The 14275-nt window shown below is 32.8% G+C and carries 12 protein-coding genes; 4 read left to right on the forward strand and 8 right to left on the reverse strand.

Going from position 1 to position 14275, the window contains the following annotated elements:
• Positions 1–93: 93 nt before the first annotated feature.
• Positions 94–843: a uroporphyrinogen-III synthase gene (locus B4I81_RS11500; protein ID WP_026724456.1), complete on the reverse strand. Its 750-nt coding sequence runs from the start codon at positions 841–843 to the stop codon at positions 94–96.
• Positions 844–860: 17 nt separating this feature from the next.
• On the reverse strand, positions 861–1526 hold the full coding sequence (locus B4I81_RS11505) for a DUF4271 domain-containing protein (protein ID WP_291110770.1): 666 nt from the start codon (positions 1524–1526) through the stop codon (positions 861–863).
• Between the two features lie 107 nt (positions 1527–1633).
• Between B4I81_RS11505 and B4I81_RS11510 the strand changes: the two genes are divergently transcribed.
• The 3 genes from B4I81_RS11510 to B4I81_RS11520 are packed head-to-tail and all read left to right on the forward strand — an operon-like array spanning position 1634 to position 4079.
• Positions 1634–2356, forward strand: coding sequence for a polyprenol monophosphomannose synthase (locus tag B4I81_RS11510; RefSeq protein WP_291110772.1), 723 nt, complete (start codon positions 1634–1636; stop codon positions 2354–2356).
• The gene (locus B4I81_RS11515) at positions 2356–3702 is read left to right on the forward strand and encodes a dihydroorotase (protein ID WP_291110774.1); all 1347 of its coding nucleotides are present in this window, start codon (positions 2356–2358) and stop codon (positions 3700–3702) included. The genes B4I81_RS11510 and B4I81_RS11515 overlap by 1 nt, the downstream gene beginning before the upstream one ends.
• Entirely contained in the window at positions 3702–4079 is a 378-nt protein-coding gene (locus B4I81_RS11520; protein ID WP_291110776.1) for a DUF4296 domain-containing protein, read from the forward strand. The genes B4I81_RS11515 and B4I81_RS11520 overlap by 1 nt, the downstream gene beginning before the upstream one ends.
• Here the strand turns inward: B4I81_RS11520 and B4I81_RS11525 are convergent.
• Positions 4060–5052 carry an NAD-dependent epimerase/dehydratase family protein gene (locus B4I81_RS11525; protein WP_291110778.1) on the reverse strand — a complete coding sequence of 331 codons (993 nt, stop codon included), beginning with the start codon at positions 5050–5052 and terminating at the stop codon, positions 4060–4062. The genes B4I81_RS11520 and B4I81_RS11525 overlap by 20 nt on opposite strands.
• A 150-nt stretch (positions 5053–5202) precedes the next feature.
• Between B4I81_RS11525 and tyrS the strand changes: the two genes are divergently transcribed.
• Complete coding sequence (tyrS, locus tag B4I81_RS11530; RefSeq protein WP_291110780.1) at positions 5203–6492, forward strand: tyrosine--tRNA ligase; 1290 nt, start codon at positions 5203–5205, stop codon at positions 6490–6492.
• Here tyrS and B4I81_RS11535 read toward each other — a convergent pair.
• The 5 genes from B4I81_RS11535 to B4I81_RS11555 form a co-directional block, all read right to left on the reverse strand.
• Complete coding sequence (locus B4I81_RS11535) at positions 6485–7465, reverse strand: acyl transferase (protein WP_291110782.1); 981 nt, start codon at positions 7463–7465, stop codon at positions 6485–6487. The two genes, tyrS and B4I81_RS11535, sit on opposite strands and share 8 nt — an antisense overlap.
• Before the next feature lie 194 nt (positions 7466–7659).
• Positions 7660–9543, reverse strand: coding sequence for a T9SS type A sorting domain-containing protein (locus tag B4I81_RS11540; protein WP_291110784.1), 1884 nt, complete (start codon positions 9541–9543; stop codon positions 7660–7662).
• Between the two features lie 104 nt (positions 9544–9647).
• Positions 9648–9989 (reverse strand): T9SS type A sorting domain-containing protein, encoded by a 342-nt coding sequence (locus B4I81_RS11545; RefSeq protein WP_291110786.1) that lies wholly within the window; start codon positions 9987–9989, stop codon positions 9648–9650.
• Positions 9990–10093: 104 nt separating this feature from the next.
• Complete coding sequence (locus B4I81_RS11550) at positions 10094–11254, reverse strand: hypothetical protein (protein WP_291110788.1); 1161 nt, start codon at positions 11252–11254, stop codon at positions 10094–10096.
• Between the two features lie 165 nt (positions 11255–11419).
• A complete protein-coding gene (locus tag B4I81_RS11555; RefSeq protein WP_291110790.1) occupies positions 11420–14200 on the reverse strand; it encodes a TonB-dependent receptor in 2781 nt (926 codons plus the stop codon).
• Positions 14201–14275: the final 75 nt, after the last annotated feature.

Raw genomic sequence — 14275 nt, forward strand, 5'->3', positions numbered from 1 at the left:
AGTCCCGAAATTTTCGGGACTTTTTTATTGGTATTAATCAAACAAAAAACCCAAACTCTTTCGAATTTGGGTTCTATATATTTTTGCTTGTTTTTATTTTCCTTTGTTAGCTTCAGCTACATATTTTTCTAAAGCTCCTGTCATAGATGGAGTTCCAGGACTTGGAGCCATGATGTCAACACGTAAACCGTGTTCTAAAGCTTCTTTTTTAGTAGTTTCGCCAAAAACAGCAATTCTAGTGTTGTTTTGTTGAAAATCAGGGAAGTTTTTAAATAACGATTTAATTCCTGTTGGACTAAAAAACGCTAAAATGTCGTAATAAACATCTTTCAAGTCTGATAAATCACTCATTACCGTTCTGTAGAAAATTCCTTGTTTCCATTCTACTTTTAAACCATCTAATGTTTGTGGAACATCGGCGTTTAATTGGTCGGTATTTGGTAATAAGAATTTTTCGTCTTTATATTTTTTAATTAGCGGAGCTAAATCAGCGAAGTCTTTTTGACCCACATAAATTTTTCTCTTTCTATATACTACATAACGTTGTAAGTAAAAAGCAACCGCTTCAGACTGACAGAAATATTTTAAATCTTCTGGCACTTTGTAGCGCATTTCTTCAGCCACTCTAAAAAAGTGATCTACAGCATTTCTACTTGTTAATATGATAGCAGTATAATTATTTAAGTCGATTTTTTGAGCGCGAACTTCTTTAGCCGGAACACCTTCTACATGGATGAAAGGTCGAAAATCAACCTTTACTTTCAGTTTATTTTGAAGCTCAAAATAAGGAGAATTTTCTACTTTAGGCTCTGGTTGTGAAACTAATATTGTTTTCACTTTCAAATTTGACATATTTCTCTCTAATTTTTTGTAAACCAATTATAAATAAAATAGTAAGGTGCTATTTCAAGGGTGCAAAGATATAAAATAAAATAAAATATTTTACGTAATAGTAAATTTTGATACAATTTCAATGCAACCAAGTAAGTAGTGATGTTTATGGTGATTAGGGTAATCAACAATGTCCAAAAAAACCAATCCGAATCAAACGAATTGTAGAATAAAATGATATTAACAGGTAACAAAATTAATCCAAAATAAGCCCTGTAATTGACTTTCAGTAAGTTAAATTGCTCGTTAAACTCTTCAATTTTAAATGCTGTTGCAATAATTTTTTCAATTAAGAATTTAGAAAGGATAAAAACACTCAAAAAAGTAAAGATTTGGATGTAAACAATCAAATCGGTTTTTTCAGCTCTATTAAATTGATTTAAAACCAATAGCGTAAAAAATGAAAACGAAATCAGTTGCAATACAAACATCGAAATGGTAAAACCACTCATCAAGTTACTACTATCGCGATAAATTTTAGTGTATTTGTCGGAGTATGCCAATCGAACAAACTCGTTAAATCGAACAGATGATATAGTTTTATTAATAGCAATTATAGCCACGCAAATTATAAACAAGATGGTTGCCCAATCTTTGCTTTCGATGATTCTGTCGTGTAATTGAATTGCTAACATAATTGGCGCAAAATTACAAAAAATAGTGTCACTTTCATTATTATAAAATTATTAAGAATTGTCAGCTAGAAATACCTTATTTTTGCAACTGAAATACAAGTTTTTTTATGGCTCAGGGTATTGTTGTAATTCCAACATTTAACGAAATTGAAAATATTGAAGCAATTGTAAAGGCAGTTTTGTCTTTGCCTACTTCTTTTCATGTTTTAATTGTAGATGACAATTCGCCTGATGGTACACCGGCAAAAGTGAAAGAAATGCAAGAAGAATTTCCAACACGATTGCATCTAAAAGTACGTATGAAAAAATCGGGTTTAGGTACGGCTTATGTGGCGGGGTTTAAATGGGCGCTTTCTCATGGATATGATTATATTTTTGAAATGGATGCCGATTTTTCTCACAATCCAAATGATTTAGAAAAGTTGTTAGTTGCTTGTGAAAATGGTGCAGATGTTGCCATTGGTTCCCGATATTCTAACGGAGTTAATGTGGTAAATTGGCCTTTGAGTCGTGTTTTACTATCTTATTTTGCTTCCGTTTACGTTCGAATGATAACAGGTATGAAAATTGCAGATGCTACTGCAGGATTCAAATGTTACAGAAGACAAGTTTTAGAAGCTATCAATTTGGATCAAATAAAATTTGTGGGTTATGCGTTTCAGATTGAAATGAAATATCGCGCTTTCGTAAAGAATTTTAAAATTGTTGAAGTGCCTATCATTTTTACCGATAGAACAAAAGGACAATCAAAAATGAGTGGAGGAATTATCCGCGAAGCCGTAGTAGGAGTAATAATGTTGAGGTTAAGAAAAATATTTAATAGAATATAATGAGTACTGTTTTAATTCGAAATGCCAAAATTGTTAATGAAGGAGCTATTTTTGAGGGTGATATTTTAATTGAAAATGAATTCATTAAGGAAATTGCGGAGAAAATTAGTCCAAAATCATCTGACTGTGTTATTATTGATGCAGAAGGGAGTTATGTGATTCCCGGAGCTATTGACGATCAAGTGCATTTTAGAGAGCCAGGGCTTACTCATAAAGGAAATATTGAAACAGAAAGTAGAGCTGCAGTTGCTGGCGGAATCACGTCATTTATAGAGCAACCAAATACAGTTCCAAATGCCGTTACGCAAGAACTTTTAGAAGATAAATATCAAATTGCAGCTAAAACATCATATGCGAATTATTCGTTTATGATGGGAGGAACCAATGACAATCTGGAAGAAGTTTTAAAAACCAATCCAAGAAATGTTGCCGGAATTAAATTGTTTTTGGGTTCTTCAACTGGAAATATGTTGGTAGATAATCCAGAAGTTTTAGAAAAGATTTTCTCCTCAACTAAAATGTTAATTGCGGTTCATTGTGAAGATGAAGCAACTATTAAAGCCAACATCCAAAAATATAAAGAAGAATTTGGTGATGATATTCCAATGAAATACCATCATTTGATAAGAAGCGAAGAAGCTTGCTATTTATCATCTTCTAGAGCTATTGAATTGGCTAAGAAAACGGGTGCTAGACTACACGTTTTTCACTTATCTACAGCTAAGGAAATGGAATTGTTTACAAATAAGATTCCTTTAGAGCAAAAACAAATTACAGCTGAGGTTTGTTTACATCATTTATGGTTTACAGATGCCGATTATGAAACAAAGGGCGCTTTAATTAAATGGAATCCAGCTGTGAAAACCCAAGCCGATAAGGATGTTTTATGGAAAGCCTTATTAGACGATAGAATTGATGTTATTGCAACCGATCATGCTCCTCATACTCTCGAAGAGAAAAGCAATCCTTATTTAACTTGTCCTTCAGGTGGGCCGCTAGTTCAGCACGCTGTTGTAGCCATGTTTGAAGCACATCATCAAGGAAAAATTTCGGTAGAGCGAATTGTTGAAAAAATGTGTCATAACCCAGCTAAAATCTTCAAAATTGAAAAACGCGGTTTTATACGTGAAGGATATTTCGCTGATTTAGCCATAGTTAACACACATTTACCATGGAATGTTAAAAAGGAAAATATTTTGTACAAATGCGGTTGGTCGCCATTTGAAGGTTACAATTTTAAATCAAGAATTACTCATACTTTTGTCAATGGTAAATTAGTATATCACAATGGAAAAGTAAAAGAGGTAAAAGTAGGTCAGCGTTTATTATTTGAAAGAGAAGCTTAATGAAACAACTATTTTATTTATTGTTTATTGTAACTGCGATTTCCTGTTCAAAAAATCCGGTTAAAAAGCCCGAGCGTCTTTTAGAAGAAGAGGTAATGGTAGATATTATCTATGATGTTTCGTTATTGCAAGCCATTGAAGGAGCCTACCCAAATAAACTCATTGAACAGAACATAAAACCTAATCAATTTATTTTTGAAAAATACCAAATTGATAGTGTTACGTACAAGGAAAACCAATTATATTACGCTGCAGATTCTCGTGTTTACAAAAGAATTTATAAAAAAGTATCTGAACGACTCGACCAAAACATACAAAAAGCAGGAAAGGTTATAAATGACCCTGTAAAAAACAACGTTATTGAAGTTTCAGAATAGTTTTTAAATAATCTTCCTTTTTTTGAAAAACTAAACCTAATGTGTTTTCTATTTTTGTAGCTTCAAGCGGAGTAGTTGTGTGGGCAGAATGAGCTAAATTCCGTGAAAATCTTCTTTTTCGATTTGTTAATTTTGAGATCAACCAATCCATTCTCCAAGCTACCGCGGTTATCCATTTTGTGGCTTCTCTGTTGGGTTTTTTAACTTGTAATTCGATAGCAATATAATCAAGTAATTCTTTTGTGGAAATGTTTTCTCCCACTATAGTAAATCGTTCTCCGTTTATATTGCTTTTCATTAATTGTGCCATACATTTCACCACATCCTCAACACACACAATTCCAATATTTCCTTTCGTGTAAAATGTCATGCCTTTTTTTACAGATTGGATGATCTGATCGCTTCCTTTTTTGGGAAAACCATAACCAAAAATAACACCTGGATTTACGATTACCACTTCAAGACCTTCCTGATGTCCACGCCATACTTCCATTTCGGCTCCGTATTTTGTAATGGCATAATCGCTATGTAAATCTTCAGGATTCCATTCTGTTTCTTCTGTGATGCTGTTTTCGTAATCTTTTGGTGTTCCTAAGGCAGCAATTGAACTCACATGGCAAAGTTTTTTTACGCCAAAATCAATGCAGCAATTTACAATATTTGCAGTGCCTTCAATGTTGATTTTTCTTAGTTCTTCTTCATCATTTGGATCAAATGAAATTAATGCAGCACAATGGTACACATAGGTAACATTCTGAAAGGCAATTTCTAAAGAAGGAATATCCGTAATATCGCCTTTTACCCATTGGATTTTATCAAAAAGAGCGGTTTGATTATAAAAAGCAAAAACATTTTTCACTTTTTCAATTTGTTTTTCAGAACGAAATAGCGCTTTTACTTCCTCATTTTCTTGAAGAAGTTGTACTAATAAATGCGAACCTACTAAACCTGTTGCTCCTGTAACTAAAATCATGATGTAAAGATAATATTTTTTGCTGGAAGCTGGAAGTTGGATTTACTAAGAATTGTTTTTGGACTTGAGCTTTAATTTACCCTTGAATTTTGAATAAAACTTTTAAACTTTTAAACTAAAAACTATCTTTGCTCAAATTATTTAAGAATCATGAAAAATTTTATTGAAGAAGTGACTTGGAGAGGAATGCTCCACGACGTAATGCCAGGCACAGAAGAACATTTGATGGAGCAAATGCGTGTGGCGTATGTGGGGATTGATCCAACCGCCGATTCATTGCATATAGGACATTTAGTTGGGGTGATGTTATTGAGACATTTTCAATTGAGTGGTCATAAACCGTTAGCGCTTGTAGGTGGAGCAACCGGAATGATTGGTGATCCATCAGGAAAATCTAATGAAAGAAATTTATTAGATGAAGCTACTTTGCGTCACAATCAAGAAGCTATTAAAGGACAATTGGCTCGCTTTTTAGATTTTACTTCAGCCGAACCTAATGCTGCCGAGTTAGTAAACAATTACGATTGGATGAAAGAATTCTCTTTCTTAGATTTCATTCGCGATGTGGGTAAACATATTACAGTGAACTACATGATGGCGAAAGATTCAGTAAAAAAACGTTTAACTGGAGAAACTTCAGAAGGAATGTCGTTTACTGAATTTACATACCAATTAGTACAAGGATATGACTTTTTACATTTATACCGTGCAAAAAAATGTACGCTACAAATGGGCGGAAGTGACCAATGGGGAAATATCACCACGGGAACAGAATTAGTGCGTAGAATTGAATCTGGAAAAGCCTATGCCTTAACTTGTCCGTTGATTACAAAAGCGGATGGAACGAAATTCGGAAAATCAGAAGGTGGAAATATTTGGTTGGATGCGGAAAGAACTTCGCCTTACAAATTCTACCAATATTGGTTAAATACTTCGGATGTTGATGCTGAAAAATACATTAAGATTTTCACGTTCTTAGACAAAGAAACCATTGAAAAATTAATTGCAGCACATAACGAAGCGCCTCATTTAAGAGCGTTACAAAAACGTTTAGCAGAAGAAATCACTACAATGGTTCATTCTACAGCAGATTTGGAAAATGCAATTGCAGCATCCAATGCTTTTTTTAGTCCGTCAATGGATGAGTTGAAAAAGTTAGATGAGAAAACCTTTTTAGAAGTTTTTGATGGTGTTCCTCAAGCTGAGATTTCAATGGAAGATTTGAATGCTGGTTTGGATATGATTGCAGCTTTGGCAGCAAAAACGAATTTCTTAGCTTCTAATAGTGATGCGCGTAGAGAATTGAAACAAAACTCAATCTCCTTAAACAAGGAAAAAGTTGGGGAAGATAAAATCATTACAAAAGAGGATTTAATCAACAATCAATTTTTGTTATTGCAAAAAGGAAAGAAAAATTATTATGTGATTAAGGTTAAATAACCATCAGGTTGCAACCACGAATATCAGAATGATCAAAACGTCCCAACACTTCGAAAGAATGGTTGGGATATTTTTTCCCCAAATCTTGAGTAGCAACAAACGAACACGAATTGATATTAGCCAAATCAATCACATTAATTCCGCCCGTTTTTCCTTCGGAAACATAAGTTAAAGCATCTTCAGTATCACGAACTAAAATTTGCATCCAAGGTGGACATTCGAAAATACCATCACCTAATGAATACGCTTGTGAAAGTAATTCGGTCATACCATATTCGGAATGAATTTTTGAAACACCAAATCCGTTGCATAAAATTGAATGCAATTCTTCGCGAATCATTTCTTTTCGTTTGCCTTTCATACCTCCAGTTTCCATGATAATGGTGTTTTTTAATTGGAATTTTTGCTTCTCAATTAAATCCAATAAAGCATAAGTTACGCCAATTAAAATCACATTTTGACCTGAATTATCCAACTCGATTAGTTTAGAAATTAATTCATCGTAGTTATTCAAATAAAATCCAGAAGCTGAATGATTGCTGCTTTGAATTAAATCTTCTACCATGTAAATTAACGATGAACCTTCGCGTTCTAAATAGGATGGAAGCAAGGCTAAAATACAATAATCTTCAATATTTCCATAGAATTCGGAAAAACCTAAGCGATAACTCATTTCGTACCAACTAACATCGGTAACTAAATGTTTGCTGGTTTGCATTCCGGTTGTGCCGCTACTGGTAAAGATTTGTTGAATAGCTTCGGATGAACTCAATACGGAATGGCTTTTAAAAAATTGAATCGGTAAAAATGGAATTTCGATTAACGATTTCACATTGGTTTTATCCTTTTTCAAGAAATTGCAAAATTGTTGGTACACCAAATTAGTATCGTATTGATGACGAAAAACTTTTAAAGTAATTTTTTCAAATTCTTTCTTTGAGTTAATTTGGAAAATGTCTTCTTGTGAAATCATGGTGCAAAAATAGAAAGAAATGTTCTTTTGACCGCAGATTCGCAGATTTTTGTTTTATGTTGAAATCTGTCTGAAATTATAGAATTTATTAGGATAAATAGGTTTGTTTGGGTAATAATTTATATGAAAAAAGCACCAACTTTCGTTGATGCTTTTTCTATTCTTGTCATGTTGAATTCAGTTCAGCATTTCAATTATTGAATAACTAATTTTCTTGTAGCAGTTTTTCCTTCTTCAGTAACTTTTACGATGTAAACTCCAGCATTTAAACCAGAAACATTTACAGTGTTGTTCATTACTTTAGAGTTTACAACTTCTTTACCTAATAAGTCAAAAATCTGAACTGACATATCAGCATTAGCAGTAGATGTTAAGAATAATGTGTTTCCTGATAATGGATTTGGATACATTTTCAAACCATTGATGCTGTCAAATGATGATGAAGATAAAGTAAAGTTTGGAGTTGTATCTATTTTTAATTCATCAATAGTCATTGCAGGTGTAGTTGTTGCAGAATCTTGACGTAAAATAAAATTAGCTAAACTTGTTAGAGGAGCTGTTGGTGTAACTGTAGCTGCAGCATTTCCTGTCCCTCCGATAGTAGGATTTTCAACTAATACTAAAACATTGTTAGTAAAGTCATATTTTAAAACTAAGTATTGAGTAGTTCCAAGAGCGTATGGTGTATTTGAAGACCATACAATATCTGCTGTTGCAGTTGTTGGGCTAATTCCAAATTGGTATGTAGTACCGTCTGTTTTAATATAAATTCTTGCTACAGTAAAAGTATTGCTTAAATCTGAAAGAGTTGCAAAATAAGTTTGACCTGTAGTTGAGATGCCAGTTAAGTCAGTTACACTAACTAAAAACGATGCATATAATTCACCTGAAGTTGTTTCTGTAAATGGTAATCTTGTATCACTTCCAGTACCTGCAAATGAAACTGAATTTCCAGTTGGTGTAATTCCTGTATAAGATAAGTTTCCAGATACTGCCGTTATTTCATCAGCAGCTGTAGATGTGTTTGTCCACATTTGAGATGTGTTCAACGTTGTTCCTGCAGTATAATTAAAAGGCTCAGAAACTGGTAAAGTATTAACTGGTTTACATTCTGGAGCAGTTACAGTTCTAGATAATGTACACCCACCCGTAACTGATAAAGTAACATTAGTTCCTTCTGTAGCGCCTGTAATAATAATGTTACCTGCTACAGTAGTTGATGGATTATCTCCAGAAATTGTACCACTTGAAGCGTTTAAAGTATAAGCAGCAGTATTTCCGCCTGTAAATGGAATTGTAACTGTGTAGCCGTCTAAGCCAAAAGTTGTTGCGTCACAAGTTGCAGTTTCTGCAGCTAGTGTTAAATCACAAGGTGTTGCTCCAAACCATGTTGAATATACTCTTAATCCGTCAACAGTTATGTTTTGTGCAGCATTATATTGTCTTAAATAAACACCTGCAACACTTGCACCTCCAGAACCAGTAGATGTTGCTACAGGTGTACCTGCTGCAACTTCAGTTGCTGGAATTCCACTTGAAAAAACCCACAAGCTTAATGGTCCAGTTGCAGACACTCCATATTTAATAACAACTAAATATGTTGTATTTATGTCAAAATCTGTTGTTGAATAAGTAGCCGCACTATTTCCAATACCAAAATTTATTTTCCCAGCATTTGTTGATGGTTTTGTAAACAATCTTGAAAAAAATGAATTTGTTCCTGTTCCTAAGCTTAAGTAATAACCATCAACCGGTGTTGTTACATTTACTAAAAATGAAACATATAAATCTCCAGAAGTAACTGGTGCAGCAAATGCTCTATTTACATCTTCTCCATTTTGATCTAGTCTTGCTGCATTTCCTACAACCGCTCCTGTAAAACCTGTAATTCCAGAATAGTCAGCGTAAGTTAAACCATTTGATGTTCCAACATCGATTGCATTAGTTGTGCCACTATGAACTGTCCATCCATTTCCTGATAATAAAGCACCATCTGTATAATTAAAGTCATCAGATAAAATTTGTCCAAAAGACAAAGTACTTACTGCTATTAATAATAAAGTGTAAAGTTTTTTCATTTTTATAAAATTAAATTATGTTACAAAGATAAATAGTTTTTAAATTTTAAACTAAAAATAAGGTGTTAACTTATAATTAATTTTAAGCAGTGCAAATTAATTAACTAATTGATAATTAGTTTTCTGGTTGCAGATGCTTCACCTTCTTTTATTTTAATAAAATAAACTCCTGGAGATAAAGTACTAACATTTACTTCTTTTGAAGTAATAACCGTCTCCAGTACTTTTTTTCCAAGTACGTTAAAAATTTCTACCTTTTTGTCTAATGACGATTTGGTAGTAATGTAAATTTTTCCAGAGTTTACGGGATTTGGGTAAATGGCTAAGCCCTCAATTGTAGGTTCTTGAGTTTTAGTTGCAATAGCAGATTTGTTCTCTTGTGCCTGAAGGCTAAAAGAAAACAAAAATGTTAGAAGAAAAATAGTATAAAAGTATTTTTTTTTCATGCGAAACTAATATTGAGTGTAAAGATAACTATTTTTTAATTACAAATACAATGCCAAATAAAAAATCCCTCACGAAGAGGGATTTTAAAGTTTTATGAGAAATATTATTGTAATAATGTAGTACCAGCGACAGTTGACCAAACGCCATTTGTAATACTCGCTCCTGTAGCAACATCACTTGTAGTATATTGTCCAACTGGGAAAGATACACTTACAGTCCCTGCTCCAGCATACTGAGAAGTTCCGTCATTAATTTTTACAGTAGTTAGTTTAATTTTGCTTGTATTAACTTGGTCAGTGTTTGTTGCTGCATCTTGAATTCTAACAGCAGTAGATCCTGAAGTTGTGTAGCCTGAAATTACAATGTTTGTAAAATCACCATTTCCTTGTTTTTTGAATTGGATAGCATCATATTCAGCTGCTGAAGAACCTCCTTCAGTGTTTGTTCCAGCTGCTCTTTTTAATGTAATGTTTGCAATAACTGGGTAAAAAGCGTTGTTGTTATTTGAAGCTTCAATTTCCATTCCGAAGTTTCCAGTTCCAGTTTGGTAAGCATACCAATTTGAATTGTTTTGTCCTTTCCAACCGTCTTGCCAGTCAAATGAATCATCATAGTTTCCGTAAGAAATTAAGTTAGATGCACTTACAGTTCCACCATAAAATTCGAATCCATCATCAGCACCTTTATAAGAAACTAAGTTTTCTAAAATAGTTCCTGAACCAACAGAATAAAATGAAAAACCATTCATTTCACTTGTTCCATCAGTAATTTTTTTACCGGCAAATTCTACTCTAACATAACGTAATGTTCCACCATTGTGTGTTGCGTTTGTTCCGCCATACGTTAAGTTTAATCCGTCTTCTGATGTTTTTGTTGAAGTTCCACCAGCACCATTAATAGGAGCATCACCATACATGATAATTCCACCCCATGAACCAGGAGTTGAAGTAGATTCTGTTAATACAATTGGTTGAGATGCCGTACCGTTCATGATTAATTTACCACCATTTTTTACTAAAATAGCGTCAACACCATTTGCACCGTTTGCTGTAATTGTAGAACCAGCATCAAAAGTTACCGTTACACCGTTTTCAATTGTGTAAATTCCGTTTAAAGTATAATTTCCAAAAGCAAATGTTCTGTTTGTTGTTGCAGAACCTGTAATTTCTCCTTCTACTGGTTGAACAGTACCTTCATCATCACTAGTTGAACAACTAGTAAATATCGTTGCTAAAATTGATAAGCATAAAGCAAATTTTTTCATAATAAATTTAGTTTTTGTTGTTTTTAATATTTGATACAAACTTACACTTGGTTTGTTTTCTGAATGTTTCGCTTGTATTATTTAATAATTATGATACTATCAAAAAAAAGTAAAAGCAATGTTGCTTTTGTGTAAACAACAAGAGCAGCTTGCGCTGCTCTTGTGTTAGAATTTATAAGATGCTCCAAGTGAGAATCCAGTTCCACGTTTGAAACTTTGAACCGTTAAAGAGTTCTCATTTACAGGTATTTGACTTTCATCACCCATTATTCTTTCGTAATTTGGGTTTAAAATATTATCGACTGATAATTTCACATCCCATGCCTTGTTAATGTTCTGACTCCAAATAAAGTCTAACTTATGAAATGGTTTTTCGTAAACATGATCTAAGCCTGCTATACCTACAGCATAAATTCTTTCTCCATAAACACCATATACGAAAGTAGCTGTGTTAGTCCATTTTTCAGAAAATTTAAAATCATATTTTAAATCGGCATTTACTAACCAGTTAGACGCTCCTTGTAATTGACGTTTGTCGAAAGTATCAAAATAAGTTCCATTTTGGCTAGAACGATCTTTTTCTGCTGTAGCTTCTGTATGCATGATAGAAGTGTTGAATCCAAATGAAGCTCCTTTTAAATTATCGCTTAATCTACTTAATTGAATTATGCTTTCAAACTCTAATCCAAAAAGGGTTGCCGACTTGTTGTTGTAATATGATACTTGTTGACCACTACCACCACCAAAGTTGTCAAATGAACGTTCAATTGGATTTTCGATATATTTTCCAAAAGCAGTTACAGCAAATAGTTCGTCTTTTGTTGGGAAAACTTCAAATTTTAAATCTACATTATTGTTTGTACTATTAACTAACAATGCATTTCCTTTTTCAGATGTACCATCAGCATTGATGTATGTAATAGGTAAAGATTCAAATAAAACAGGACGAGTAATTGTTCTACTAGCCGCAAAACGTATGTTTTTGCTTTCGCTTACAGCATATTTTAAGTTTAATGATGGCAAAATATCCAATTCACTAGTTTCAATTTTTCTATATGTACTTCCAATAGGGTCACTAATCGTTCTGTATTTTAAATCTCTTATAGTGTTTTCAGCTCTTACCCCTGCGTTTAATTCTAATTTAGGTGTAATGTTGTAAGTAATATTTCCGTAGAAACCATCTACTCTGCTAAATATTTTGGTTTTATATTCACCACCTGTTTCTTCTCTAAAAGAAATATCGTTATTAGCAATTGCAGTTTGAATAAACGAGTCAATATTGTTTAAATTTACAATACTTGCAGGTAAACTAGCATCATTTGGTAATCCCGCAATGAATCTATATGATGTTTTCATGTATTCTGCATAGCCATTGTATCCTAAAGCAATTTTATTTTGTTTGTCTTCGTTTTTACCAAATTTATAGTTGTATTCCATTAAACCCGACATGTGAAAGTTGTTTTCAACATCTAAAAATTGGCGAATCAAGTTGTTACTTCCAAAACGAACTTCGATATCATCTTCACTTACTTTTGTTCCATTGATAAATTTTCTATCTGGTTGGGTGAATTTTGTTCTCGTATACGATAAACCTCCTTTTACAAGATGTTTCCCATCTTTAGTAATCTTATATTCTGATTGAATTTGATTTGTAAAATAATTTGATTCATCATATTGATTTAAACGGATAATTTCATTTGGATTTTGAACATTATTTCTCGTATAACCTATTTGATCTTGTATTTCGTTTTGAGTAGCTTTTATGAATAAAGAATTCGTAGTTATCTTTAATCTGTCTGATTTAAAGTTCAATGAAAATAAAGCAGATGCTTGAGTTCCAAATTTGTATTGCGATGTTCTAAAATTATTATCGTAAATACCTTGTCCTGTTTGGAATGTTCTTTGAATTCCTTCTCTAAACTGATATTTATTATCAAAATTTGCAGAAATAAAATAATACATTTTGTATGGCTTGTTTCCTACATCAAATTTGTTAGCATGTGTAACTCCAAAACTTGTATTAAGAGGCGCTCCAATTTTCTTTACATTCCAAGTAGATTCAAAGTTATTGTCAATTTGTCCGTTTGGAGTAGATCCAAAACCAGAAGGCAATTCTCTTTCTTGTCCCCCAAAACCAAAGAAACTTTTAGTGTTGTCTGCATCAGGCGAAATTAAGAAATCACGCATATTGTTGTTAGAAACATATCCAACACCATAACTAATTTTAGTGAAGCTTTCTGTTGGTTGTGTTGTGTTGATATCGATAGTTGCTCCAGCAAAATCTCCATAAACATTTGGATTAAATGTTTTAAAGATATCCATGTAACCTACAATATCAGTAGGGAATAAATCTAAAGGAATAATCTTTTTAAATGGACTGTTTGAAGGAACAGCTAAGTTGTTAATCAATAAATTATTGTAACGATCTTCTAAACCTCTAATAAAAAGACCTCTTGATTCTACTTTGGTGATTCCAGTTACTTTAGTTAAACCTGTTTCAACATTGCTAATTCCTTTTCTAGACATTTCTTGTGCTCCAATACTCTGTTTAATTTCAACAGCTTTTAATTGTTCTTGAAGCAAAGCACTTTCTTTTTCTTTAGAAACAGTCTGTACAATTTCAACATCAGCTAATTGAACTCCACTAGCTTCTAAAGTGTGATTGATTACTTTTTTCTCATTTGCTTTAATTGTAAATGGAATTTCTTTGGTTTCATATCCTAAATATCCAATTACTAAAGTGTAATTTCCTGGTTTTAAAGAAATGGAATATTTACCATTTTCATCTGTAGAAGTTCCTTGTTTTGTACCTTTAATTACTATATTAGCAAAAGGTAAAGGTTCGTTGTTAAATTCTTTGTCTAAAATAGTTCCGGTTACAGTTCCATTTTGTGCAAACATTGTAGCTGCAAAGAATAATGACAATAATAAAAAACGTAGTTTCATGTTGTGTTATTAATTTTGTGCAAAGGAACTGCGGAAGTGTTATAGTAAAGTTACTTGCCTGTTATGAATTAGTTG

This window comes from Flavobacterium sp. UBA6195 (assembly GCF_002422095.1).
In the GTDB taxonomy this organism is placed as follows: Bacteria; Bacteroidota; Bacteroidia; order Flavobacteriales; family Flavobacteriaceae; genus Flavobacterium.

What these genes read in the sequence shown, in the direction of transcription:
- B4I81_RS11505 (WP_291110770.1), bottom strand. Translation starts at nt 1,526, where the DNA reads ATGTTAGCAATTCAATTACACGACAGAATCATCGAAAGCAAAGATTGG.
- B4I81_RS11510 (WP_291110772.1), top strand. Translation starts at nt 1,634, where the DNA reads ATGGCTCAGGGTATTGTTGTAATTCCAACATTTAACGAAATTGAAAAT.
- B4I81_RS11515 (WP_291110774.1), top strand. Translation starts at nt 2,356, where the DNA reads ATGAGTACTGTTTTAATTCGAAATGCCAAAATTGTTAATGAAGGAGCT.
- B4I81_RS11520 (WP_291110776.1), top strand. Translation starts at nt 3,702, where the DNA reads ATGAAACAACTATTTTATTTATTGTTTATTGTAACTGCGATTTCCTGT.
- B4I81_RS11525 (WP_291110778.1), bottom strand. Translation starts at nt 5,052, where the DNA reads ATGATTTTAGTTACAGGAGCAACAGGTTTAGTAGGTTCGCATTTATTA.
- tyrS (WP_291110780.1), top strand. Translation starts at nt 5,203, where the DNA reads ATGAAAAATTTTATTGAAGAAGTGACTTGGAGAGGAATGCTCCACGAC.
- B4I81_RS11535 (WP_291110782.1), bottom strand. Translation starts at nt 7,465, where the DNA reads ATGATTTCACAAGAAGACATTTTCCAAATTAACTCAAAGAAAGAATTT.
- B4I81_RS11540 (WP_291110784.1), bottom strand. Translation starts at nt 9,543, where the DNA reads ATGAAAAAACTTTACACTTTATTATTAATAGCAGTAAGTACTTTGTCT.
- B4I81_RS11545 (WP_291110786.1), bottom strand. Translation starts at nt 9,989, where the DNA reads ATGAAAAAAAAATACTTTTATACTATTTTTCTTCTAACATTTTTGTTT.
- B4I81_RS11550 (WP_291110788.1), bottom strand. Translation starts at nt 11,254, where the DNA reads ATGAAAAAATTTGCTTTATGCTTATCAATTTTAGCAACGATATTTACT.
- B4I81_RS11555 (WP_291110790.1), bottom strand. Translation starts at nt 14,200, where the DNA reads ATGAAACTACGTTTTTTATTATTGTCATTATTCTTTGCAGCTACAATG.